The sequence below is a fragment of the Verrucosispora sp. WMMD703 genome, from assembly GCF_049178935.1.
Classification (GTDB): domain Bacteria; phylum Actinomycetota; class Actinomycetes; order Mycobacteriales; family Micromonosporaceae; genus Micromonospora; species Micromonospora sediminimaris.
The window spans coordinates 1,174,548-1,198,039 of sequence record NZ_JBMHMM010000004.1 but is presented as its reverse complement, the minus strand read 5'-3'; the positions used below and the strand labels follow the sequence as shown (position 1 = coordinate 1,198,039).

The 23,492-nt window shown below is 70.5% G+C and carries 21 protein-coding genes; 10 read left to right on the top strand and 11 right to left on the bottom strand.

The genetic code is table 11. From position 1 onward, the window contains the following. Positions 1-106 precede the first annotated feature (106 nt). The 3 genes from ppc (at position 107) to ACN26Z_RS06170 (ending at position 7,675) form a co-directional block, all read left to right on the top strand. A complete protein-coding gene (ppc, locus tag ACN26Z_RS06180; protein WP_093406668.1) occupies positions 107-2,893 on the top strand; it encodes a phosphoenolpyruvate carboxylase in 2,787 nt (928 codons plus the stop codon). Between the two features lie 183 nt (positions 2,894-3,076). Further along, positions 3,077-4,246, top strand: coding sequence for a DNA recombination protein RmuC (locus ACN26Z_RS06175; protein ID WP_421460192.1), 1,170 nt, complete (start codon positions 3,077-3,079; stop codon positions 4,244-4,246). 162 nt (positions 4,247-4,408) lie between these two features. Then, the gene (locus tag ACN26Z_RS06170) at positions 4,409-7,675 is read left to right on the top strand and encodes a S8 family serine peptidase (protein ID WP_421460191.1); all 3,267 of its coding nucleotides are present in this window, start codon (positions 4,409-4,411) and stop codon (positions 7,673-7,675) included. A 76-nt stretch (positions 7,676-7,751) separates the two neighbouring features. Here the strand turns inward: ACN26Z_RS06170 and ACN26Z_RS06165 are convergent, their stop codons facing one another. The 3 genes from ACN26Z_RS06165 to ACN26Z_RS06155 all read right to left on the bottom strand — a co-directional run bounded on the left by ACN26Z_RS06165 (position 7,752) and on the right by ACN26Z_RS06155 (position 10,363). Continuing rightward, complete coding sequence (locus tag ACN26Z_RS06165; protein WP_421460190.1) at positions 7,752-8,696, bottom strand: hypothetical protein; 945 nt, start codon at positions 8,694-8,696, stop codon at positions 7,752-7,754. Between the two features lie 145 nt (positions 8,697-8,841). After that, positions 8,842-9,294, bottom strand: a complete 453-nt coding sequence (locus tag ACN26Z_RS06160) for a hypothetical protein (protein ID WP_093406332.1) — start codon at positions 9,292-9,294, stop codon at positions 8,842-8,844. 76 nt (positions 9,295-9,370) lie between these two features. Next, positions 9,371-10,363 (bottom strand): 4-hydroxy-3-methylbut-2-enyl diphosphate reductase, encoded by a 993-nt coding sequence (locus ACN26Z_RS06155; protein WP_093406329.1) that lies wholly within the window; start codon positions 10,361-10,363, stop codon positions 9,371-9,373. Positions 10,364-10,497: 134 nt separating this feature from the next. On the opposite strand from ACN26Z_RS06155, the gene xseA reads away from it, so the two are divergent. Together xseA and ACN26Z_RS06145 are read left to right on the top strand one after the other, a co-directional pair. Continuing rightward, positions 10,498-11,718 (top strand): exodeoxyribonuclease VII large subunit, encoded by a 1,221-nt coding sequence (gene xseA / locus ACN26Z_RS06150; protein ID WP_282240610.1) that lies wholly within the window; start codon positions 10,498-10,500, stop codon positions 11,716-11,718. 177 nt (positions 11,719-11,895) lie between these two features. After that, positions 11,896-12,126, top strand: coding sequence for an exodeoxyribonuclease VII small subunit (locus tag ACN26Z_RS06145; protein ID WP_373870664.1), 231 nt, complete (start codon positions 11,896-11,898; stop codon positions 12,124-12,126). A gap of 156 nt (positions 12,127-12,282) precedes the next feature. Here ACN26Z_RS06145 and ACN26Z_RS06140 read toward each other — a convergent pair whose 3' ends face one another. The 3 genes from ACN26Z_RS06140 to ACN26Z_RS06130 all read right to left on the bottom strand — a co-directional run bounded on the left by ACN26Z_RS06140 (position 12,283) and on the right by ACN26Z_RS06130 (position 14,905). Next, positions 12,283-13,125: a hypothetical protein gene (locus ACN26Z_RS06140; RefSeq protein WP_421460188.1), complete on the bottom strand. Its 843-nt coding sequence runs from the start codon at positions 13,123-13,125 to the stop codon at positions 12,283-12,285. Between the two features lie 226 nt (positions 13,126-13,351). Further along, on the bottom strand, positions 13,352-14,134 hold the full coding sequence (locus tag ACN26Z_RS06135) for a hypothetical protein (protein WP_421460187.1): 783 nt from the start codon (positions 14,132-14,134) through the stop codon (positions 13,352-13,354). 195 nt (positions 14,135-14,329) lie between these two features. Beyond that, positions 14,330-14,905, bottom strand: coding sequence for a DUF4245 domain-containing protein (locus tag ACN26Z_RS06130; protein ID WP_093406319.1), 576 nt, complete (start codon positions 14,903-14,905; stop codon positions 14,330-14,332). Positions 14,906-15,049: 144 nt separating this feature from the next. Between ACN26Z_RS06130 and glpX the strand changes: the two genes are divergently transcribed. Next, positions 15,050-16,081, top strand: coding sequence for a class II fructose-bisphosphatase (glpX, locus tag ACN26Z_RS06125; protein WP_093406317.1), 1,032 nt, complete (start codon positions 15,050-15,052; stop codon positions 16,079-16,081). Positions 16,082-16,092: 11 nt separating this feature from the next. Beyond that, positions 16,093-17,106 (top strand): DMT family transporter, encoded by a 1,014-nt coding sequence (locus ACN26Z_RS06120; protein ID WP_421464546.1) that lies wholly within the window; start codon positions 16,093-16,095, stop codon positions 17,104-17,106. Here ACN26Z_RS06120 and ACN26Z_RS06115 read toward each other — a convergent pair. The 5 genes from ACN26Z_RS06115 to ACN26Z_RS06095 form a co-directional block, all read right to left on the bottom strand. Beyond that, on the bottom strand, positions 17,036-17,689 hold the full coding sequence (locus ACN26Z_RS06115) for a rhomboid family intramembrane serine protease (RefSeq protein ID WP_093406314.1): 654 nt from the start codon (positions 17,687-17,689) through the stop codon (positions 17,036-17,038). The genes ACN26Z_RS06120 and ACN26Z_RS06115 overlap by 71 nt on opposite strands. Positions 17,690-17,791: 102 nt before the next feature. After that, positions 17,792-18,466, bottom strand: a complete 675-nt coding sequence (locus ACN26Z_RS06110; protein ID WP_093406312.1) for a lytic transglycosylase domain-containing protein — start codon at positions 18,464-18,466, stop codon at positions 17,792-17,794. Positions 18,467-18,752: 286 nt separating this feature from the next. Then, positions 18,753-20,168, bottom strand: coding sequence for a PhoH family protein (locus tag ACN26Z_RS06105; protein WP_093406309.1), 1,416 nt, complete (start codon positions 20,166-20,168; stop codon positions 18,753-18,755). A gap of 380 nt (positions 20,169-20,548) precedes the next feature. Beyond that, a complete protein-coding gene (locus ACN26Z_RS06100; RefSeq protein WP_282240017.1) occupies positions 20,549-20,977 on the bottom strand; it encodes a hypothetical protein in 429 nt (142 codons plus the stop codon). A 28-nt stretch (positions 20,978-21,005) separates the two neighbouring features. Further along, positions 21,006-21,350: a hypothetical protein gene (locus tag ACN26Z_RS06095; protein WP_093406661.1), complete on the bottom strand. Its 345-nt coding sequence runs from the start codon at positions 21,348-21,350 to the stop codon at positions 21,006-21,008. 264 nt (positions 21,351-21,614) lie between these two features. Here ACN26Z_RS06095 and ACN26Z_RS06090 point away from each other — a divergent pair, with 264 nt between their 5' ends. The 3 genes from ACN26Z_RS06090 (at position 21,615) to otsB (ending at position 23,473) form a co-directional block, all read left to right on the top strand. After that, a complete protein-coding gene (locus tag ACN26Z_RS06090; protein WP_210941464.1) occupies positions 21,615-22,055 on the top strand; it encodes a helix-turn-helix domain-containing protein in 441 nt (146 codons plus the stop codon). Positions 22,056-22,215: 160 nt separating this feature from the next. Then, the gene (locus ACN26Z_RS06085; RefSeq protein ID WP_093406304.1) at positions 22,216-22,569 is read left to right on the top strand and encodes a hypothetical protein; all 354 of its coding nucleotides are present in this window, start codon (positions 22,216-22,218) and stop codon (positions 22,567-22,569) included. Positions 22,570-22,648: 79 nt separating this feature from the next. Beyond that, positions 22,649-23,473 (top strand): trehalose-phosphatase, encoded by an 825-nt coding sequence (gene otsB / locus ACN26Z_RS06080; protein WP_093406302.1) that lies wholly within the window; start codon positions 22,649-22,651, stop codon positions 23,471-23,473. Positions 23,474-23,492: the final 19 nt, after the last annotated feature.

Sequence of the window (23,492 nt, the reverse complement as noted above, 5' to 3'; positions counted from 1 at the left end):
AACGAAGGGCGTTATCAAGGGGCCCTTCCTTCCGGGCGGGTTCGCGTGGATACGATCGGGGGAGTCGGACAGCGCTGTCCTTCGTACTTGACGTGAGGAGCGCATGGTGACCGACCAGCACGATCACGACGGCCCCGACGCCGCCCTGCGCGCCGACATCCGCAGGTTGGGCACGTTGCTCGGGCAGACCCTGGCCCGCCAGGAGGGACGCCCGCTACTCGACCTCGTGGAGGAGATCCGGGCCCAGGTCCGCACCGACGCCCCGGCCGCCGCCCGGCGGCTCGGCGGGCTGGATGTGACCACCGGCACCAAGCTGGCCCGCGCCTTCTCCACCTACTTCCACCTGGCCAACATCACCGAGCAGGTGCACCGGGCCCGCGACCTGCGCCGCCGGCGCGCCGTCCAGGGCGGCTGGCTGGATCAGGCGGCCAAGATGATCGCCGAGCGCGGGGTGCCGGCCGAGGAGATCGCCTCGGTGGCCCGCCGGTTGGCGGTACGTCCGGTCTTCACCGCCCACCCGACCGAGGCGGCCCGCCGCTCGATACTGTCGAAGCTGCGCGCGATCGCCGACGAGTTGGACGCCGAGACGGCCAACGCGATCCTCTACGGCGCCAGCGACGAGGGCCCGGCGAACCGGCGGCTGGCCGAGCTGCTGGACCTGATGTGGCAGACCGACGAGCTGCGGTTGGACCGGCCGGACCCGACCGACGAGGCGCGAAACGCCATCTACTACCTGCGTGACCTGTACGCCGAGGCGGCTCCGCAGGTGCTCGACGACCTCGCCGAGACGCTCCGTACGCTCGGCGTGGAGACCTCGCCGACGGCCCGGCCGCTGACCTTCGGCACCTGGATCGGCGGTGACCGGGACGGCAACCCGTTCGTCACCCCCACGGTGACCCGCGAGGTGCTGGCCATTCAGCACGAGCATGGCCTGACCGCCACCGAGGCGGCGATGGAAGAACTGATCAACGAGGTGTCGGTGTCCCGCCGGCTGCGCGGGGTGTCGCTCGACCTGTCCGCCAGCCTCGCCGCCGACCTCGACGCGCTGCCCGAGGTGGCGCCCCGGTTCCGCCGGGTCAACGCCGAGGAGCCGTACCGGCTCAAGGCCCGTTGTGTCCGGGCCAAGCTCGCCAACACCCGGGCCCGGCTGCGCCAGGGCACCCCGCACGTGCCGGGGCGCGACTACCGTGGATCGGCCGAGCTGATCGCCGACCTGGATCTGCTGCGCGCCTCGCTGGCCCGCAACTCCGGCCAGCTCACCGCCGTCGGCCGGCTCGCCTCGACCATCCGTACCGTCTCCGCGTTCGGCCTGCACCTGGCGACCATGGACGTACGTGAGCACGCCGAGAAGCACCACGAGGTGCTGACCCAGCTGTACGCGGCGGTGGGTGAGGTCGACGACTACCCGTCGCTGAGCCGGTTGGAGCGCACCAAGCTGCTCGCTGACGAGCTGACCGGCCGCCGGCCGCTGTCGACGGCGGACACCCCGCTGAGCGAGTCGGCCCGTAAGACCTTCGACGTGTTCAGCACCATCCGTGAGGCGCAGGACCGGTTCGGCTCCGAGGTGATCGAGTCGTACATCATCTCGATGACCCTCGGCGTGGACGACGTGCTCGCCGCGGTGGTGCTCGCCCGCGAGGCCGGCCTGGTCGACGTGCACAGCGGCCGGGCCCGGATCGGCATCGTGCCGCTGCTGGAGACGCCGGCCGAGCTGAACTCCGGCGGGGAACTGCTCGACGAGCTGCTGTCGCTGCCGGCGTACCGGGCGCTGGTGGCGGCCCGGGGCGACGTGCAGGAGGTGATGCTCGGTTACTCCGACTCCAACAAGGAGGCCGGCATCACCACCAGCCAGTGGTCCATCCACCGGGCCCAGCGCGCGCTGCGCGACGTGGCTGCCCGGCACGGGGTGCACCTGCGCCTCTTCCACGGTCGCGGCGGCACGGTCGGGCGCGGTGGTGGCCCCACCCACGACGCGATCCTGGCCCAGCCGTACGGCACCCTGGACGGGGCGATCAAGGTGACCGAGCAGGGCGAGGTCATCTCCGACAAGTACACCCTGCCCGCCCTGGCCCGGGAGAACCTGGAGCTGAGCGTGGCCGCGGTGCTCCAGGCGACGCTGCTGCACACCGGGCCTCGGCAACCCGCCGAGATGTTGGAACGCTGGGACGCGGCGATGGACGTGGTGTCCGAGTCGGCGTTCCGGTCGTACCGCTCGCTGGTGGAGGATCCGGACCTGCCCGCGTACTTCTGGGCTTCCACCCCGACCGAGCTGCTCGGTGCGCTGAACATCGGCTCCCGGCCGGCGAAGCGGCCGAACACCGGTGCCGGGCTGTCCGGGCTGCGGGCCATCCCGTGGGTGTTCGGCTGGACCCAGACCCGGCAGATCGTGCCCGGCTGGTTCGGCGTCGGCTCCGGCCTGGCCGCCGCCCGCGAGGCCGGGCTCTCCGACGTGCTGGCCGAGATGCACCGCAACTGGCACTTCTTCCGCACGTTCCTGTCCAACGTGGAGATGATGCTGACCAAGACCGACCTCGGCATCGCCCGGCGGTACGTGGAGACCCTGGTCCCGAAGAAGCTGCACCCGATCTTCGACAAGATCGAGCAGGAGTACGAGCTGACCCGACGTGAGGTGCTCGCGGTCACCGACTCACCGGACCTGCTGGAGAACTCCCCGGTGCTGCAACGCACCCTCGCCGTACGCGACACCTACCTGGAGCCGTTGCACCACCTTCAGGTGGCGCTGCTGCGGCAGTACCGCGACTCGGGTGCGGCCGGACGGGCAGTGGCCACCGCTCCGGGTGGCCGACGCGCCCCCAGCGACGGCACGGCCCTGGAACGGGCCCTGCTCACCACGGTCAACGGCATCGCGGCCGGCATGCGCAACACCGGCTGAGCCAGCGGATCTTGCCCCAAGATCCGCACAGTTTCAGGGATGTTGCTGCCTCAACTCTGGGGCGTCGTCGAGGCAGCAGTATCAGGCGAGTTGCGTGGAGCCCGCTGCGACGAGCCTGGTGCTGCGGAAATCGCTGCGCGCCCGGACGGGTGCGCAGCGCCCGTCTTTGGCAAGCTGCTGAGGATGGAGTTCTCGACCCTTGCGGTTGTCGTCGTCTGCCTCGGTGCCGGCGGCGCGGTCGGCTGGTTCGCCGCCCGGGCCCGCTCGGCTACCGACATCGCCCGGCTGGACGCCACGCTGCGCGCCACCCGCGAGGGTGAGGGTCGGCTGGAGCAGTCGATGCGGGCGCTGAGCTACGAGGCGACGGCCCAGTCGCAGGAGGCGGTCGCCCGGGCGGTGGCCCCGCTGCACGAGACGCTGCGGCGTTACGAGCAGCGGGTCGCCGACCTCGAACGCGAGCGGGTCGACGCGTACGCCGAACTGCGCGAGCAGGTCCGCGCCATGAGCACGGTCTCGGGTGAGCTGCGCACGGAGACGAAACAGCTGGTCGCGGCCTTGCGCGCGCCCCAGGTACGCGGCCGGTGGGGCGAGCATCAGTTGCGCCGCATCGTCGAGGCCGCCGGCATGTTGGAGCACTGCGACTTCGCCGAGCAGGTGACCGCCGCCACCGACCAGCAGACGGTACGCCCCGACCTGGTGGTTCGGCTGCACGGCGGCCGGAGCGTGGTGGTGGACGCCAAGGCGCCGTTCGACGCGTACCTCACCGCGATGGAGGCGCGCGACGAGCGGGGCCGGGACACCCACCTGGACGCCCACGCCAGACACCTTCGGGCGCACGTCGACGCGTTGGCCGCCAAGTCGTACTGGGCCGCGTTCGAGTCCACTCCGGAATTCGTGGTGCTGTTCGTGCCGGCCGACCCTTTCCTGGACGTCGCCCTGCAACGCGATCCGACGCTGTTGGAGCACGCATTCGCCCGCAACGTGGTGCTGGCCACCCCGGCCACCCTGGTCGCGCTGCTGCGTACCGTGGCCTGGTCGTGGCGGCAGGAGCAGCTGACCCGCAACGCGATGGCCGTGCACACGGTGGCGCGGGAGCTGTACGGACGGTTGTCGACCCTCGGTGACCACGTCGGCAAGCTCGGCGCCTCGCTCGGTGGTGCGGTCACCGCGTACAACCGGGCGGTGGGCTCGCTGGAGGCGCGGGTGCTGGTGAGTGCCAGGAAACTGGCCGAGCTGGGCGTGTCGGATCAGGAACTGCCCACCCCGGGGCAGGTGGAGCTGGCTCCCCGGCAGCCTCAAGCGCCGGAGCTGCTCATTGATTCCACTTCAGATGATCGAACTCGGTCTAACTGAAATTAGCCCTTACCATCTTCGATGTGACAATGAGCGTCTCGCATATCACGAGATGGTCACAACGTACCCAACGGTAGTGACATCGACGGTCGGCACCACGAAGGATTTCGCTCACGCGTGCCCTGCATCTGAGGGCGCCCTGTTCTCTGGAGGAAAGAGAACGTGAGTAAACCCCGAAACCTGAGCCGGCGTACCTCGGCCGCGCTCTTCGCCTCGGTGATGGCCGCCAGCGCCGTGACCGTGGCGGGCGGTGCCGCCACCGCGAGCGCCGCTCCTGCCGGACCGGACGCCGCGCAGGCCACCCCCGCCGAGGCGATGGACCAGCACGACGCCAAGCTGCTCGCTGAAGCGGAGGCGAAGAAGGCCCCCACCGTCACGATGATCGTCGCCACCGACAAGGGCAAGGCGAGGGACGTCGCCGACGACCTCAAGGACCTCGGCGCGGCCGTCACCGAGCGCTTCGACACCATCGGTTACGTGCTCGCCAAGGTGCCGACCGGCAAGGCGGTCAAGGCCGCCAAGCTGCCGGGCGTGGCCGCCATCGACCTGGACGAGAAGATCCAGCTCCCGGACCCGAAGCCCGAGGTCGCCCCCGGCGGCAAGAAGGGCAGCAAGCAGGGCGGCACGCTCAGCGGACCTGGCACCAAGACCAAGGCCGACAACCCCTACATGCCGACGAACGAGACCGGTGCGGTCAAGTTCGTCAAGCAGCACAAGAAGTGGGACGGCCGCGGCGTCACCATCGGCATCATGGACTCCGGTGTGGACCTGGAGCACCCGGCACTGCAGGAGACCACCACCGGTGAGCGCAAGATCGTCGACTGGGTGACCGCGACCGACCCGTTCGAGGACCCCACCTGGCGGCCGATGATCAACCAGGTGACCGGCCCTACGTTCGCCCTGGCCGGCCGCACCTGGACCGCGCCGGCCGGCAGCTACCGGTTCAACCTGTTCAGCGAGAACATCACAAACAACAGCGACCCGGCCGGTGACGTCAACCGCGACGGCGACAACACCGACCAGTTCGGCATCCTGTTCGACCCGACGACCAACAACATCTGGGTCGACTCCGACCAGGACGGCGACTTCACCGACGAGGCCGTGATGCGGCCGTACAAGGAGAAGTTCGACGTCGGCCACTTCGGCACCGACAACCCGGCGACCCCGGTCACCGAGCGGATGTCGTTCGTCGTCGAGTACCGCAAGAACGTCGACACCACCCCGGTCGGCGGTCCCGGCCTGGTGGACTACGTAAACATCGGCATCATCGAGAGCGCCCACGGTACGCACGTCGCCGGCATCACCGCCGCGAACGACATGCTCGGCAACGGCGCCTTCGACGGTGCCGCCCCCGGCGCCAAGATCGTTTCCTCCCGTGCCTGCTCCTGGGGCGGTGGCTGCACTGCCGCCGCGCTCACCACCGGCATGGCCGATCTGGTGATCAACCGCGGGGTCGACGTGATCAACATGTCGATCGGTGGCCTGCCCGCGCTCAACGACGGCAACAACGCCCGCGCCACCCTCTACAACAACCTGATCACCACGTACGGGGTGCAGATGTTCATCTCGGCCGGCAACTCCGGCCCGGGTGTGAACACCATCGGCGACCCGTCGGCGTCGACAAACGTGGTGAGCGTCGCCGCCAGCGTCAGCAAGGACACCTGGCTGGCCAACTACGGCTCGGTGGTCAAGAAGAAGAACGCCCTGTTCAACTTCTCCTCGCGCGGCCCGCGTGAGGACGGTGGCGCCAAGCCGAACATCGCCGCGCCGGGTTCGGCCATCTCCACCACCCCGGTGTGGCAGCCCGGCAGCCCCGTCGCCGAGGCCGGCTACTCGCTGCCGCCGGGCTACGGCATGTTCAACGGCACGTCGATGGCCTCCCCGCAGGCCGCCGGTGCCGCCGCACTGCTGCTCTCGGCCGCTCGGGCGACCGACAAGGGCATCACCCCGGAGATGCTGCGCCGGGCGATCTACACCTCGGCCAAGCCGATCGCCGACACCCCGACCTACGGGCAGGGTTACGGCATGTTCAACGTGCCGGGTGCCTGGAAGCTGCTGAAGAAGGGTGTGCAGACCCGCTCGTACACCTCCGACGCCCCGGTCTGCACGGTGCTCTCCGGCCTGCTGGCCACTCCGCACCAGGGCACCGGCGTCTACAACCGCTGCGGCTCCGCCGACGGCGGCCACAAGGTCAACCAGTCGAAGTCGTACCAGGTCACGCTGACCCGGACCAGCGGCCCGGCCGGCAACGTCAAGCACAACGTGGGTCTGCGCGGCAACGACGGCACCTTCTCGGCGCCGAAGAACGTCAGGCTGCCGCTGAACACGCCCGTCACCATCACGATCATCGCCAAGCCGAAGACCGTCGGCGCGCACAGCACGATCGTGACCGTCGACGACCCGGCCACCAACACGATCGACTTCGAGGTCTCCGCCGTCGTGGTGGCCTCGAACGACGTCAGCAAGCCCAACTTCGCCTACTCGGCGCAAGGTTCGGTGGACCGGAACAACACCACGTCGTACTTCGTGACGGTGCCCCCGGGCGCCGGTGCGCTGCAGGTGAACCTCTCCGGCATCGCCACCGGGTCGCAGACGCGCTTCATCGCGTTCAACCCGTGGGGTGTGCCGGTGGAGAGCACCTCCAGCCTGGCCTGCTTCACCAACCACGTCAGCACGGTCGTCTGCAACGCCTTCGAGCGCGACTACCAGAACCCGATGCCGGGTGTCTGGGAGATCGAGGTCGAGTCCCGGCGTACCTCGCCGTCGCTGAACAACCCGTACCAGATCCAGGCACGGGTGCAGGGCGTCGCGGTCGAGCCGGCCGTGGTCGAGCTGCCGTCGGTCACCGCCGGCGCCCCGACCCCGGTCACCTGGTCGCTGAAGAACACCTTCGGCCCGGTCACGGTGACCGGCCAGGGCGGCGCGCTGGCCAGCTCGCACGCGGAGCGGCCGACCATCGTCGAGTACGCGACGCAGGAGTTCACCGTGGATGTGCCGGCGGGCGCCACCAGCTTCACCGCCCGCATCGGTAACACGTCGGACGCCGGTGCCGACCTCGACCTGTTCGTCTACCGGGGCGGCAGCCTGATCGCGTACAACGCGGACGGGGACTCGGAGGAGTTCGTGACCCTCAACAACCCGGCTGCGGGCACCTACACCGTCGTCGTCGAGGCGTACTCGGTCGACGGTGCCGGTGGCAGCACCGAGTACGACTACCGGGACTCGTTCTCCTCTCCGGCGCTCGGCACCCTCTCGGCGTCGAGCACGCCGCTCAACCTGGCCCACGGTGCCACCGGCACCATCTCGGGCACGGTGACGGCCCAGTCCGCCCCGTCCGCGGGCCGGAGCCTCTACGGTGAGCTGACCGTGGTGACCACCGAAGGCGCGGTCGTCGGCCGCGGCGCGGTCTCCATCGGCGCGGTGAACTGACACCACCCGCACCACCAAGGAAGCCCGTCTCCGGTTCTCCGGAGACGGGCTTCCGTCTGTCCACGGGCCGGGCCGATCAGCTGACCGGCCCGGCCCGTTGCGGACGACGGGCACGCAGACCCACCACGAGCAGCAGGTACGCGGCCAGCTCCAGGGCGACTACCACGGCCGGTCCGGGCGCGTCGAGACCGGGCGCGGCCTGGGAGGCGGCCGTGAACAGGCTGCCCCGACCAAGCAGATGCAGTGGCAGCGGCAACGAATCGCAGACCACGTCGATCCGGGTCAGAGCGATCAGCACCAGCAGTACGGCACCGCTCGTCGCTAGCCGTCGCCGCTGCGCGTGAAGCAGGACCACCAGGACGATCGCGCCGAGCGCCAGCGCAAGGGGCACCAACGCCGCCACCCCGGTGGCGACGATCCGTTCGCCGGAGTCGTCGCCGAGCCCGGGCCGCTGTCGCCGAGCCGCCGCCAGTTCCAGGTGGACTCCGATCAGGCGGGCGGCCGCGTACCCGGTCACCAGCACTCCGGCCAGCACCGCCGCCACGCGCACCGGCCGACCGAGGCGGACAGGCCGATTCGGTCCGAGCAGCACCGTCAACACCAACACCATGACGAAGGCCAGGGCCGCCCAGTTCGCCACGAGTGCGGCGATTACCTCCTGGAACGGGTCAGGCCGGCCCGCTTCCATGAACGCCCAGTGCCCGGGGCCGGCGGTGGGCATGGTGATCCACGCGTCGACCACCAACGCGGCGAGCGCCACCGCCACCCCAAAGTGCGAGACCGGCATCCCGAAGGCAGCGCTCGGCATGGGCGACTCGCCCGGCAGGGCCGGGTTGTCCGGCGCGTCGGCTGACATCTCCGGGCCCAGCCCGGCCCGGAGGCCGGTCAACGCGTACGCCGCCAGCAGCAGCAGCGCGAGCACCTCGGCCTGGCGCAGCAGGGCGACACCGGTGAGAGTGCCGAGGACGTGGACGGTGGCGAGGATGCCGGCCGCCGTAGGAAGGATCGCTCGGTACCGCACCCGGGCATCCTGCCATCGATTGATCCACATCGTCGGCCCGTGCTGTCGCCGAGGCCGACCCGGAGCCGCGCGTCGGCACGCCCGGCGGCCGGTCTGTTTACACGCCTGGCGGCTGGGGCTGCTTGGCGCGCCTGGCGGCCGGGTCTCAGCCGCGCTTGGCGGAGGCCACGACGAACGGGGTGCCCTGCTGGCAGGTGGACATCATGGTCGGGTCGGGACGGCCGGTCACCGTCACCGACGCACCCGCGGTGAGCACGTCACGGGGACCACCGAGCAGCAGGTAACCGTCGAGCAGCAGACAGCCGGGCTCGACGCCGGACTCGATCCGGCCGGTCACCGTGATCTCACCGGTCACGGGTGGCTTCGACGGGGCGGTCGGCCTGACCGTCGGCCGGGTGGTGGGTACGGTCGGGTCCACCGGATCGGAGGGCGAGGGCACCGGTGCGGACCCGGTCGGGTCGGGGGTGGGCAGCTCGGTCACCGGTGACGCTCCCGTCGGGGTCGGGGTGGCGGTGCCGTCCCCCGCGTCCTGGCCCGCACAGGCGGCGAGCGCCGTGCAGACGATCAGCGCGGTCGCGGCGATCCGAATGGTCCTCATACCAAGCTTTGACGCACCGGGCCGGTGAACAGTTCCACCGCGCCTGCCTGGCATGCTCACGGGCCTGCTCGGCGGCTCAGTCGCGGGCCGCCGCCGCAGCGGCCTTCATGTCGCGCTTGAGTTCCTGCGGCAGTGAGAAGGTGAGCCGTTCGTTCGCGGTCACCACCTCCTCCACGTCGGTGAAGCCGCGCTCGGCGAGGTGAGCCAGCACCTCCTGCACCAGTTCCTCCGGCACGCTGGCACCCGAGGTCAGACCCACCGTCCGCGCGTCGGCCAGCCAGGCGTCCTCGATCTCGTGGGCGAAGTCGACCAGGTGGCCGCCACGGGCACCACCGTCCAGGGCCACCTCGACCAGGCGTACGGAGTTGGACGAGTTGCGTGAGCCGACGACGATCACCACGTCGCACTCCGACGCGATCTCCTTGATCACGTGCTGCCGGTTGCTTGTGGCGTAGCAGATGTCGTCGCTGGGCGGTGACTGGAGCATCGGCAGCCGCTTCTTGAGCCGGGCGACGGTCTCCATCGTCTCGTCCACCGACAGCGTGGTCTGCGACAGCCAGACCACCTTGTTCGGATCCCGCACGGTGATCCGGTCGGCGTCCTCCGGGCCATCCACCAGCTGGATGTGCTCCGGCGCCTCGCCGGAGGTGCCGATGACCTCCTCGTGCCCCTCGTGACCGATGAGCAGGATGTCGTAGTCCTCGGCGGCGAACCGCTTCGCCTCGTGGTGCACCTTAGTCACCAGCGGGCAGGTGGCGTCGATCGCCTTCAGCGACCGCTGCTTCGCCTGCTCGTAGACCTCGGGAGCCACGCCGTGCGCGGAGAAGATCACCGTGGCGCCCTCGGGCACCTCCTCGTTCTCCTCCACGAAGATCGCACCCTGAGCCTCAAGCGTCCGCACCACGTGCTTGTTGTGCACGATCTGCTTTCGGACGTAGATGGGGGCACCGTAGAGCTTGAGCGCCTCCTCGACGGTCTGCACCGCCCGGTCCACGCCCGCGCAGTAGCCGCGGGGCTTGGCCAGGAGCACGCGCTTGCCGGTCCGGGGAGTCGCCTCAACCTCAGTCACCCCTGCATCCTACGTGCCATCCCCACACCCGGCAGCGGGCCGCAGCGACGCCCCGCCGCCAACGACACGCCGCCGGCACAACCTTCATGATCAACCTTCAGCGGGGCGAAGGGTCGTAGGGTGGGCGGGTGGGTGTGGGTGAAGGGGCTGAGGGGAAAAGCAGCTCGGAGGAACCGTGGCCGGTACGCGTGGTCAGTCAGAAGATCGGCGCCTGGGTCGCCCGGCTCGGATGGGTGTGGGTCGACGGGCAGGTGGCGCAGATCAGCCGACGACCCGGCGCCAGCACCGTGTTCCTGACACTGCGTGACCCGTCCGCCGACCTGAGTCTCACGGTCACCACCAACCGCGACGTGCTCGACCTCGGCGCGCCGGAACTGCGCGAGGGTGCCCGGGTGGTGCTGCACGCCAAGCCCGAGTTCTACGCCGCCCGGGGCACGCTCAGCCTGCGCGCCGACGAGATCCGCCAGGTCGGCCTCGGCGAGCTCCTCGCCCGGCTGGAAAAGCTCAAGAAGCTGCTGGCCGCCGAAGGGCTGTTCGACCGGGCGCGGAAGCGCCGCCCACCGTTCCTGCCCCAGCGGATCGGGCTGATCACCGGTCGGGCCAGCGCAGCCGAGCGGGACGTCCTGACAAACGCCCGCCGACGCTGGCCGGCGGTGGAGTTCCGGACGGTGAACGTGGCCGTGCAGGGCCCGGCGGCCGTCCCGCAGATCGTGGACGCGCTCAAGGCGCTGGACGCGGACCCGAGCATCGACGTGATCATCCTGGCCCGTGGTGGGGGCGGCATCGAGGACCTGCTGCCCTTCTCCGACGAGGCGCTGTGCCGGGCCGTCTTCGCCTGTCGTACGCCGGTGGTCAGCGCCATCGGCCACGAGACGGACGCACCGCTTGTCGACTACGTGGCCGACGTCCGGGCGTCGACCCCCACCGACGCGGCCAAACGGGTGGTGCCCGACCTGGCCGAGGAGGTACGCCTGATCAAGCAGGCCCGGCACCGGCTGCACCGGGCCGTGCACAATCTCGTCGACCGGGAGTCCCACCGCATCGACGCGCTCCGCTCCCGACCGGTGCTGGCCCGGCCCCAGGTGATGCTGGAGCAGCGGGCCGCCGAGGTGGTCGCCCTCCGCCAGCGCGCCGGCCGCTGTCTGGACCACCGCCTCGCCGCCGCTGGCGAGGACCTTCGGCACACCGTGGCCCGGCTGCGCGCTCTCTCCCCGGCCGCCACCCTTGACCGCGGGTACGCCATCGTGCAACGCGCCGACGGCCATGTCGTACGCGCGGCCACCGAGGTGGCTCCCGGCGACCCGCTGCGGGTACGCCTCGCCGAAGGCGAACTGTCCGCCACGGTCGACACCTGACCCGCGCGGGACCGCCCCGGCGCATGATGGCACCCGATCCCGGGCCGGGTGCGGACCGGGAGGCCACTCGGTCCCGGATCCGGTGGCCGGGCTGCGTGGCCGGCCAGAGCACGGCCTTGACGCCCGACGTGTCGAACGGTGGTGCGGTCGACGGCGGCGTCGGACGGTTGTGCTGAGATGGGTGCGATGACTGACGAGAAGACCAACGGGTCGGACGAGCGGCTCAGCTACGAACAGGCCCGCGCCGAGCTCGCGTCGGTGGTGGAGCGGCTGGAGGCCGGCGGCACGTCGCTGGAGGAGTCGTTGGCGCTGTGGGAGCGCGGCGAGGCGCTGGCGGTCATCTGCCAGCGATGGCTCGACGGCGCCCGCGCCCGGATCGACGCCGCCCGACCTGATCCGGCCACCTGACCATTCCGGGAGCATGCCGATCCGGCCGGGACACGCGGCACGGTCAGCTCGCGGGCGAGCGGCACGCCAACACGGCGCGGCGGGAGCCGGTGGGCTCCCGCCGCGGTGCGTGCGGTTTCTGACGGGCGAGGCGTACGGTCCGACCGCGCCCCGCGCTCAGTCGAACAGGTTGTACAGCTCCGGCGGCGCCTCGACGACCTGGTCGGCCGAGGGCTTGGTCGCCGCGGTCGCGTTGCCGTAGTCGGAGTAGGTCACCTTGATCTCCTGCCCGGCGGGCCGGCTGCCCTCGGGCAGTTGAATGACCATCTCGGTGAGTCGCCCCTGGGCGTCGGTCTTCGCGGTGAACGGCACCGACTTCGCCTCCGGGCCGAGCGCGGTGATCACGCTCGGGTCGAGGGATCCGGCGTCGGCCGCCTTCGACAGGTCGAGGGTGCCGGCGTACGCCCCGTCGCCGGTACGGCGGACCTCGGTGACGGCCTGAGTCAACGCCTCACTGCCGGCGGGGTCGACCTTGTCGAAGTCGAAGCCAAGGCTGCGGTTGCCCTTGATCCGGCTCTGATCGAGGTGGTGGTACTTGCCGAGGTTGAGTCGGTCCGCCCCGGGCACGCTGGTGGCCGCCTGGCCCTGAAGGTCCAGCTTCACCCAGCTGTCCGGTTTGGCGTGGATGAGGTCGAGGCTGATCGCCAGGTCATCGGTCGACTCGCCGAGGCGTACCTTGATCTCAGCGCTCTGGCTCGGCTGGTGCACCTGGCCCTCCGCCACCGAGCCGGCACCGGTCATGCTGAACCTGAAGTTGCCGTTGCTGATCTCCCGGGTCGAGTCCAGTAGCGCCTGCTTCGCGTCGGTGTCGACCTCGGGTGCGGCACCGGTGGCGCTGGCGGTGGCGGTGGCGGTGGGTGTGGCACTCGGCCCGGCGTCGCCGGTGGTGGTGCAGGCGGCGACTCCGGGCGTGAAGAGGGCGACGGCCACGAGGCCGGCGCTCAGTCGTCGAACGGTCATCGGTGTCTCCCAGCAGGGTCATCCGGTGCGTTCTCGCGCCGGAGGCTCCCCTTCTCTGTTCCCTGCCGGCCGCTCGCGCAATCACCCGAAACCGACCAGATCCCCCGGACCATCGTCGCCGGTCCGACCGGCCGTCCGGCGCGGGCCACCCGCAGCCCGGTGGAACGGCCAGCCGGAACGCGAACGGGGGCGGGCTCAGCCCACCCCCGCAGCAGTGCCGCTCGACCTACTTGAACATCTCGTAGGTCTGCTCGCTCGCCTCGATGACCTGGTCCGCCGGCGGCTTCTGCACGGCGGTCGCCGCACCGTAGTCGGCGTAGGTGACCTTGATGTCCTGGGCCTTGGTCTCGCCCGCCGCCGGGACGGACATGACCAGCTCGCTCAGCCGGCCCTCGGCGTCCAGCTTCGCGGTGAACGGGATCGCCTTGGCCTGGTCACCAAGCGCCTTGAGCATGTCCTCGTCGGCCGCCACCGAGTCCTTCACCGAGGTGAGGTCGAAGGTGCCGCTGTAGGTGCCCTCGCCGGTCTTCTGCACCTCGGCGAGACCCTCGAACATGCCGGCGGCGTCGGCCGGGTCGGTGCCCTCCTTGAAGATGTCGAGGTTCTTCGCGTCCTTGGCCTTGGCGGCGTCGAGGTGCTGGTACTTGTCCTTGATCGCCTCCATCCCCGGAACGCCGGCGAACAGGTCACCCAGGTCGACCTTCACCCAGGTGTCCGGCTGGATCTGGATCAGGTCGAAATCCATGGTGAAGTCTTCGTCGCCCACGGTCATCGTCATCTGAGCGCTGTTGCTGGGCTTGTGGAACGTGCCCTTGCCGGTCATCGAGTCAGCCGCGATGGTGAAGGTGAAGTTGCCCTCGGCCAGCCCCTTGGTGGAGGCGACAAGCGCCGCCTTCGGGTCGGCCGGGATGCCCGACTCGGTCGAGGAGCCCGCGGCAGGCGAGTCACTGCTGGAGTTGTTGCAGGCAGCGAGCCCGGGAACGAGCAGCGTGGCGGCGATGAGGCCCACGCTCCACCGTCGAATGTTCACAGATCGTCTCTCTTCAAGCAGGAAAACCCGACCGACAGCAGCCGGTCAGGCATCGAACCCGGGGAGCGTAACGGATCGCACCGACATGCAGGGGGCACTTGATGCGACGCTACGCCCGCGCCGTCGGCCGGCACGCACCGGCGTCGCCGACACTCCCGACCGGATCGAGGGCGTTCAGTCCACGGCGGTGGCCAGCGCCCGCAGTTCGTTGTCCCGGGCGTCGCCGACGACGATCACCGTGCGCTCGGGCTGGAGCAGCACCAACGCCTGCTCGTTACCGCGTGCCGTGTACCGCTGCCAGGTGCCGGACCCGAGATCGGTCCGCCCCTGTGGCCGACCCGCGTCGGTCAGCTCGGCCGGCAGCAGCCGGTCCGGCGGCACGTTGCTCTGCACCAGTTGCAGGCCCCGCCCCTCCGGGGTGACATATCCCACCCGGAGGATCGCCCCGTCCTCGGCCGTGCGGTAGGTGGCGCGCACGGCCCGCCACCCGTCACCCAGCTCGGCCGGTTCGCTCACCGGAAACGCGCCGGCCGATTTCGCCTGTTCGAAGGCGGGTGCCGGATCGACAGTGTTCGGCTCGTCCCCGCCGAGGAAGCCCCGGTAGAAGGCGAGTAGCAGGGCGATCGGGATCAGCAGCACCAGCAGCGAGATGGCCATGTCCCGGGGCGACCGCTCGGACCTTGCGGCGGCGGCGGGCGGCGGCACGGGCTCGTCGGCGGGTGCGCGGTCATCAGGCTGTGCAGGCTCCACCTCGCCATTGTCTCAGCAGCCCGACCGGCGGTATCCGTGCCATCACCGCCCCGCCCCGGCTGCGCGTCCGCCATCGTGTGAGGATCAGGAACGAAGCCGGCAGCGCCGGCCCGCCCCGCACCGCCGCGAGGAGGAGCCGTTTTCATGACGACCATCAGGACGCGAATTCCACAGAATCTCGACCGCAACCTCGCCCTCGATCTGGTCAGGGTCACCGAGGCGGCGGCGATGGCCGCCGGCCGGTGGGTCGGCCGGGGCGACAAGGAGGGTGGCGACGGCGCCGCCGTCGACGCGATGCGCAAGTTGATCAACTCGATCCCGATGAAGGGGATCGTGGTGATCGGCGAGGGCGAGAAGGACAACGCCCCGATGCTGTTCAACGGCGAGGAGGTCGGCGACGGCGACGGCCCCGAGGTGGACGTCGCGGTGGACCCGATCGACGGCACCACCCTGATGAGCAAGGGGATGCCGAACGCGCTCGCGGTGCTGGCGGTGGCCGAACGGGGCGCGATGTTCGACCCGAGCGCGGTCTTCTACATGGAGAAGCTCGCCGTCGGCCCCGCCTACGCCGACGTGGTGGACATCGAGGCCGGCACGGTCGAAAATCTGCGTCGCATCGCGAAGGCCAAGGGCACAAGCGTCTCCGAGGTCACGGTCTGTGTGCTCGACCGTTCCCGGCACGACGGCCTGGTCGACGAGATCCGCCGCGCCGGGGCCGGCATCCGCTTCATCTCCGACGGCGACATCGCCGGTGCGATCGCCGCCGCACGCGGCGAGTCGGACGTCGACGTGCTGATGGGCATCGGCGGCACCCCGGAGGGCATCACCGCCGCCTGCGCCCTGAAGTGCATGGGCGGGATGATGCAGGCCAAGCTCTGGCCACGGGACGACGCCGAGCGTGAGAAGGCGGTCGCGGCCGGCCACGACCTGGACCGGGTGCTCACCACCGACGACCTGGTGACCGGCGACAACTGCTTCTTCGTGGCGACCGGCATCACCTCCGGGGACCTGCTGCGCGGCGTGCGGTACCGGGCCGGCGGTGCGTACACCCAGTCGATCGTGATGCGCTCCAAGAGCGGCACCATTCGAGTGATCGACTCGTACCACCGGTTGGAGAAGCTGGCGCTGTACTCGGCGGTGGACTTCGACGGCCGGCCACTGGACGAACAGGCTTGAGTGCCCCGACGGTGACCCGGCCGGCGGTGTCGGCGGGTCGCCGATTCGGCGCGGTGGCGCTGGCCACCCTGGCCGGGGTCGCCGTGGCGACGCAGTCACGAATCAACGGCGAGTTGGGCGTACGCCTCGGCGACGGGGTGACCGCCGCGGTCATCTCGTTCGGTTCGGGCCTGCTACTGCTGTTGGTGTTGGTTCCGGCCACGGGTGCCGGGCGACGCGGGTTGACGACACTGCGTACCGCCCTCGGTCGGGGGACGCTTCGGCCGTGGCAGTGCCTCGGCGGTGCCTGCGGCGCATTCCTGGTGTTCACCCAGAGCGCCACCGTCGGCACCCTGGGAGTCGCGGTGTTCACGGTGGCGGTCGTGGCCGGCCAGTCCGCCAGCAGCCTGCTCGTCGACCGGGCGGGGATCGGCCCGAGCGGCCGGCGACCGGTGACCGGCGCCCGGCTGGCCGGTGCGGCGCTGACCGTGGTCGCGGTGCTGCTGGCGGTCAGCGACCGGTTCCGCGAGCCGGCGACTCTCGGGCTGGCTGTGCTGCCGCTGCTGGCCGGGGTGGCGGTGGCCTGGCAGCAGGCGGTGAACGGATGGGTCCGGGTGGTCAGCGAGAGCACGCTTACCGCCACGCTCGTCAACTTCGCCGCCGGTACGGCGGTGCTGCTGGTCGCGTTCGTCGTCAGCCTCGCGCTGCGGGGTCTGCCTCCGGGCGGGCTGCCCGCCGATCCCTGGCTCTACCTCGGTGGGCCGATCGGTGTCACGTTCATCGCGGTGGCCGCTGCGGTGGTCCGCCTCACCGGTGTGTTGCTGCTCGGCCTGGCCACCGTCGCCGGTCAGGTGGTCGGTGCGGTGCTGCTGGACGTGCTGATGCCCTCCGCCGCCTCGCATCCCGACCCGACCACCCTGCTCGGTGCCGTGCTGACCCTGGTCGCCGTGGCGGTAGCCGCGCTCGGTGGACGGGTCAGGGCATGGTCATCGGCGACTCGGAGCGGTACGGCCCGTCGAGGTCGGACCGACGACGACGGAAGATGATCGCCGCCACGATGCCGCCGAGCAGCCCGAACAGGTGCCCCTGCCAGGAGATCCGCTCGTCGGTGGGCAGCACGCCGACCAGTTGGCCGCCGTAGAGCAGCCCGACCAACAGGAACACGGCGAAGTTCCACCAGCTCCGCTCGAAGATGCCCCGGGTGAGCAGGATGCCGAGGTACCCGAAGATCACCCCGCTGGCACCGACCACGATCGTGCTGGACGAGCCGGTGAACCACACGCCGAGCCCGCTTACCAGGACGATCACCAGGGTGGACCAGAGGAAGCGCCGAGCACCCGCCGCCAGCACGAACGTGCCGAGGAGGATCAACGGGATGCTGTTGCTGTAGAGGTGGTCGAAGCCGTGGTGCAGGAACGGCGAGAAGAAGATGCCGTCCAGCCCGTCGATGCGCTGCGGGATGATCCCGGCGGCGGCGTCGAACCCGGCACCGAGCCAGACGTCGAGGCCCTCGATCAGGAAGAGCACCGGAACCACCGCGCACATGGCGACGAACGCCCGGCCGATGGACGCGTAGAAGGCCACGGTGCCGAAGCGGTGGGCATCGCCGTTTCCTGGGAGCAGGGTCACCTGTCAACAGCTATCAGCAAACGTCGGTGGCCGCCACTTTTCCCGACCCGAGACACACGGCGGCGGGGTGCGGTCACCCGCCCCCGCCGCCCGTGGTGCAGCTCAGTAGTAACCCTTGGCCTGCGAGTGGTTCCAGGCTGCGCAGGGTGTGCTGTAGCGGCCCTTGATGTAGCCGAGCCCCCACTTGATCTGGGTGACCGGGTTGGTCTCCCAGTCGTCGCCGACCGAGGACATCTTGTTCCCCGGGTACGCCTGCGGGATGCCGTACGCCCCGGAGGACGGGTTGCGGGCCTTGTGGTTCCAGCCGCTCTCCTTGTTCCAGAGCTTGTCCAGACAGGGGAACTGGTCGATCTTGAAACCCGCATCCATCATGAGCGCGCAGCCGACCTTCCGGTTGCCGCTGTATTCCTCGCAGGACTCGGGGATCGGGCCGTCGTACGGCTTCGCGGCGCGGGCCGCGGCCTCCTTGGCGGCCTTCTCCGCGGCCTTCCGGCGGGCCGCCTCCTCCGCCTTGCGCGCCTTCTCGGCGGCGGCCTTGGCCTGCTTCCGCACCTCGCTGGCCTGCTGTCGGGCGGTGCGGACCTGACGGGAGACCGTCTCTTTCTGCCGGTACTCGACGTTGACGTCGATTTCGCTGACGCTGCCGGCCACCTGAGCGCCGGGGCCTGAGCGCTGGGACTGGCGGTCCTCACTGAGGTAGAAACCGCCGGCCACGCCCACCGAGAGCAGCGCGACGGCTGCGGTGCGGGCGGCGAACCGGCTCCACGGCCGACTCACGAAGTGATCCCTTCGTCGGGTTCAGGGACGTGGCGTGCCGCGACCGCGAGCGGTCTTGGCGCGCCACGGGCGCCCGTGGCCGGCGTGCCGGCCACCGTGGACGCACCGCGTCGCCTCCCGGCGTCGCCCGCTCCGGTGTCGGAGTGACGAACGATCACCAACGATGCGTCGGGTGCATGGGCGCCCGTGGGAAACCATCGCGCACAGTGAGGCCGATGGGAAACCACGAACCCCAATTGTGACGTGCGTCACGCAAAAAATCAACGCGAAGCACTTAAAACGGTCGTCAGGTCGGGACATCCTCCAACAGGTCCGTCACCATCGCGGCGATCGGCGACCGCTCCGAGCGGCTGAGCGTCACGTGTGCGAAAAGCTGATGGCCCTTCAACGCCTCGATCACCGCGGTGACCCCGTCGTGCCGCCCGACTCGCAGATTGTCCCGCTGAGCGACGTCGTGGGTGAGTACCACCCGGGAGCCCTGGCCGATCCGGGAGAGCACCGTCAGCAGCACGCCGCGCTCCAACGACTGCGCCTCGTCGACGATGACGAAGGCATCATGCAGGCTGCGGCCCCGGATGTGGGTCAGCGGCAGCACCTCGAGCAGACCACGCGAGGTGACCTCCTCCAGCACGTTCTCGTGCACCACCGCGCCGAGGGTGTCGAAGACCGCCTGCGCCCAGGGCGACATCTTCTCCGACTCCGAACCGGGTAGATAGCCCAGTTCCTGCCCGCCGACGGCGTACAGCGGGCGGAAGACGATCACCTTCTTGTGCCGGCGACGCTCCATCACCGCCTCCAGCCCCGCACACAGCGCCAGGGCGGACTTGCCGGTGCCGGCCCGACCGCCGAGCGAGACGATGCCGATCGACTCGTCGAGCAGGAGATCCAGCGCGACCCGCTGCTCGGCCGAGCGCCCGTGCACGCCGAACGCCTCCCGGTCGCCCCGGACCAGCCGCACGGTCTTGTCCGGCAGCACCCGGCCAAGCGCCGAGCCACGGGACGAGTGCAGCACCAGTCCGGTGTGGCAGGGCAGGCCGGCCGCCGCGTCCACGTCGATGACCTCTCCCGCGTAGAGCCGGGCGATCTCGTCCTCGGCGAGATCCAGCTCGGCCATCCCGGTCCAGGTCGGGTCGCTGGCCTGGCCGTGCCGGTACTCGTCGGCGCGCAGCCCCACGGAGGCGGCCTTGACCCGCAACGGCATGTCCTTGCTGACCAGGGTCACCTCCCGCCCTTCGGCGGCGAGGTTCAGCGCGACGGAGAGGATCCGAGCGTCGTTGGACTCGTTGCGGAAGCCCGGCGGCAGCACCCCGTCATCGGTGTGGTTCAGCTCCACGCGCAGCGTGCCGCCGACATCGTTGGCGGGTACCGGCCGGTCGAGCCGGCCGTGGCGCACCCGCAGCTCGTCCAGCATGCGCAGCGACTGGCGGGCGAACCAGCCCAGTTCCGGGTGTTGCCGCTTGCCCTCCAGCTCGGAGATCACCACCAGCGGAAGCACCACCTCGTGCTCGGCGAAGCGGTGGAACGCCGCCGGGTCGCTGAGCAGTACCGAGGTGTCCAGAACGAAGGACTGGCCCGCTGGTCGGGGCTCCCTGGGGTCGGCCGGACCGGCGGCCGCCGTACGGCGGCTCCGGGTGCTGCGGCGGGTCGTGGTAGTCGCGGCCGGGCCCTGGTCGGCACCGGCGGTCGTACGGCGAGTCGTCACAGGCCTGCTCCGGCGGATGGGCACCCGGCCACCCGCGGTCCGCCTCCTCCGGATGCCCGGCTGACACGGGGTCGGATGCGGGCCCCGTGCGCGAGGTCGCAGGCCGGGCGGGCCGGCTGGCTCGGGACAACCCCGCGCCATGCCTAGACGCTAGCTCCCCGCACCCGTCCCGGCTAGAGGTCGTTCATGAACGGCCGCTGGCAGGGGGCACGAGGTCAGCTAGCCGCCAGGGCCCAGAACATGAACCGGCCGGGATGCATGCCCCCTGCGCGCATCCCGGCCGGTGGGACCACCGCCACCGGTCTGACGTGGCCCCGGCGGCGCCACCCACGAGGGGTACGCGCCGCGCCTGTGGACGGGCCCGGAGCCCGTCGACCGGTTCAGCCGGTCCGTCGGACGAGGGTGCCGGTCGGGTGCCGCCCGGTGACCGAGGCGGCCGGCTCCGCGAAGGACGACCCGGTGTACGTGGTGCCCGGGCGAGCCGTGGCGGCCTTCTCGATCTCCCCCGGTGGCCCTTCGGCGCGCAGTGCCGGAGGGGGTGCGCACGCGCCCCGTGGCGGCAGTGGGTTCACGGTTGCCGAGACCCGAGCGGGAGACGACGAGGGTGACGTGACGGCGAGGGCGGAGGCGATGGCCGCCTGAGCCTCCCGACGACGTCGGTTCCACGCCCCACGGTCCCCGTCGAAGTAGCCCTGCCGGTAGCCGAAGCGGTAACCGATCCGGTAACTGAGCTGCCCGTGCAGCCGCCCAGCGGCGTAGCTCGTGGCGGCAAGTACGAGCACCAGAAAGATCGCCAGGAATGGGCTCATCCGGCGGCTCCGGTGTGCCGCGCGGCCCTCATCGTTCCTCCGGTTCGACAGTGGTGGGGTCGGCGACCAGCAGCCGGTCGAGGTCGTCGGTGCCGATCTCCTCCACCAGTTCCACACTGATCCGGCAGCCGTCCATGACCACCTCGGCCATGGAGGAGCGGCGGATCTCGCCGCCGGCGTCGTAGACCCGGACACTCAGTTCCGGGCAGCCGAGATGGGTCCGCCAGGCGTTCCACTCGGCCCGGTCGCCGACGCTGAGCGACAGGTAGCGGCAGCCGCGGGCGAGGTAGAGGCGCCACGGCGCGCTCAGCCCGGCGGCGACCCCCTCGGCCACCAGGCTGAACGCCTGAGCACGGGTTGCGAGTTCGGTCACCGCGTCCACCTCGCACCGGGCGCGTGACGCAGGTGAGCACTGATCGTCTCATGCACGTGACACACCGTAGGTTGTCCCATGAACGTGACAGTATCAGCTTTTCGTTCGTTTGCCTCCACACCTACGTACATCTATCCTGCCCAGGTGACACCCCTCAGAAAGAGTGCCGGACCCCCTTCCGGCCGCACGCCAAAGTCGTCACGCAAGCGTGACAGACGCGTGGCAGGCACCGTCACCCAGACTCAACGGTCGTACGGTCACGAGGTGACCGAGACGGCCAACGCGCGGAAGATCGCCTTCGCCACCTTCGTCCGGCGCGCCCTCGACGAGGCCCGGGCGACCCGTGCGTGGAGCGGCACCGAGGTCTCCCGGCGTACCGGCGTCTCCCGGCAGACCATCAACCGATGGGTACGTGGCGACTGGGCCAGCGACCCGGAAGCCGAGCGGGTGGTGGCCTTCTGCGAGGGCCTCGGGCTGGACCCGGCGGTGGCCTTCGCGGCGCTGGGCTGGGACCGGACCGCCTCCCGCCGAACCGCACCGGCACCACCACCGATGGACCCCGACGTCGAGGCACTGCTGCGCCGCCTGGTCGACCCCGACGTCTCGGACGCGGAGAAGTTCCACATCCGAGAAACCATTCGTTACCTCGCATATCGCCCGACGTTGCCGCTCGATGTCCGAAAACGAGGCGACGCCGCCAGCTAGTTCCTCAGATGGCGAAAGAACGCCAGGTCAGCCTCATTCGTTTCGCTACGGGGCGGGATCGGGCGCGCTAGCGTCCGTGTTTGTACTGCTTGGGCTCGTCGTCGGCGGGGGGACGGGACAAGGCCGAACCCAGCCCTGCGGGACAGAAAGGGGTCTCTCCATGACCCTGAAATGGTTGGCTGTCGTGGTCGCGACGGTCTCGGTGACGCTGTGCATCACCGGCAACGCAGTGACCCTGACCCTGAACGGCGGGCAGCTTCCGCTGCTCGTCAACCTCTTCGCGCTCGCCACCGCGGGCACCGCGATCGTCCTGGCCGTCGTCGCCGAACTGCACGACCGGCTCAACGACCGGCTCACCGCGCTCACCGAGTTCCTGGTGGAGCGGCTGCGGGAGATCGAGGCGAACACCGGCGACCGGAACTCCGGCTTCGTGGAGGGCTACCTGCTGAGCCACGGTCAGGAGGCGGCGGTGGTGCCGTTCGGACGCCGGGGACGTGGGGCCGCCGAACGCTGAATCACGCTGAATCACACCTGTCGCCCACACCGGATTCACGTCAGGATTGACCGGTCGAACCCGGGGTACGCTGTCGCGCGTGCCGCCGTTGAATCTGGGCAACCAGCAGCCGAAGACCCCGCTGAACGCCGACCAGGCCTGGCGGGCAACCGCCGACCGGGCGGCCGAGACCGTCCTCTTCTTCGACTTCGACGGCACCCTCGCGCCGGTCGCCGACGATCCGACACAGGTACAGCCCGCGCCGAAGGTGCTGGCCGCCATCGAGACACTGGCCCCGATCGTGCGGCGCATCGCGATCGTCTCGGCCCGGCCGGTGGAGTTCCTGCGCGAACATTTCGGCGGGCTCACCGGGGTCGACCTGTACGGCCTCTACGGCCTGGAACACAGCCACTCCGGCGGTGCCACGGTCACCGAGCCGGCCGCGCTGCCGTGGGTGCCCACCATGGCCGAACTCGCCGAACGTGGCCGCGCCGAACTGCCACCCGGCACCCTTGTGGAGTACAAGCGGCTGTCGGTGGCCCTGCACTGGCGTACCGCACCGCAACTCGCCGCCACCGTCGAGCAGTGGGGCCGGGATCAGGCCGAGCACCTCGGCCTGCGGGTACAGGTCGGGCGGATGGTCCTGGAGATCAAGCCGCCGGTCGACCGGGACAAGGGCATGGTGATCGACGAACTGGTGCAGGGGGTACGCGGGGCCTGGTACTTCGGCGACGACGTCTCCGACATCAAGGCCTTCGCCGCGCTCCGGGCCCGGGCCGCCGGCGACCCGGATTTCCTCGGTGTCTGCGTCGCCGTCGCCAACCCGGAGACCGGCGACGAGGTCGCCGAGGCCGCCGACCTCACCATCGACTCCCCCGCCGCCCTGGGCGACTTCCTCACCGAGGCCACCCACCGTCTCGCCTGAGCGGTCGGTTCGCTCCGGC

Bases quoted from the DNA above. Each gene is read 5' to 3' on its own strand.
- glpX (WP_093406317.1), top strand. From the start codon at position 15,050: ATGACGACCATCAGGACGCGAATTCCACAGAATCTCGACCGCAACCTC.
- ACN26Z_RS06145 (WP_373870664.1), top strand. From the start codon at position 11,896: ATGGGTGCGATGACTGACGAGAAGACCAACGGGTCGGACGAGCGGCTC.
- ACN26Z_RS06175 (WP_421460192.1), top strand. From the start codon at position 3,077: ATGGAGTTCTCGACCCTTGCGGTTGTCGTCGTCTGCCTCGGTGCCGGC.
- ACN26Z_RS06085 (WP_093406304.1), top strand. From the start codon at position 22,216: ATGACCCTGAAATGGTTGGCTGTCGTGGTCGCGACGGTCTCGGTGACG.
- ACN26Z_RS06140 (WP_421460188.1), bottom strand. From the start codon at position 13,125: ATGACCGTTCGACGACTGAGCGCCGGCCTCGTGGCCGTCGCCCTCTTC.
- ACN26Z_RS06100 (WP_282240017.1), bottom strand. From the start codon at position 20,977: ATGAGCCCATTCCTGGCGATCTTTCTGGTGCTCGTACTTGCCGCCACG.
- ACN26Z_RS06160 (WP_093406332.1), bottom strand. From the start codon at position 9,294: ATGAGGACCATTCGGATCGCCGCGACCGCGCTGATCGTCTGCACGGCG.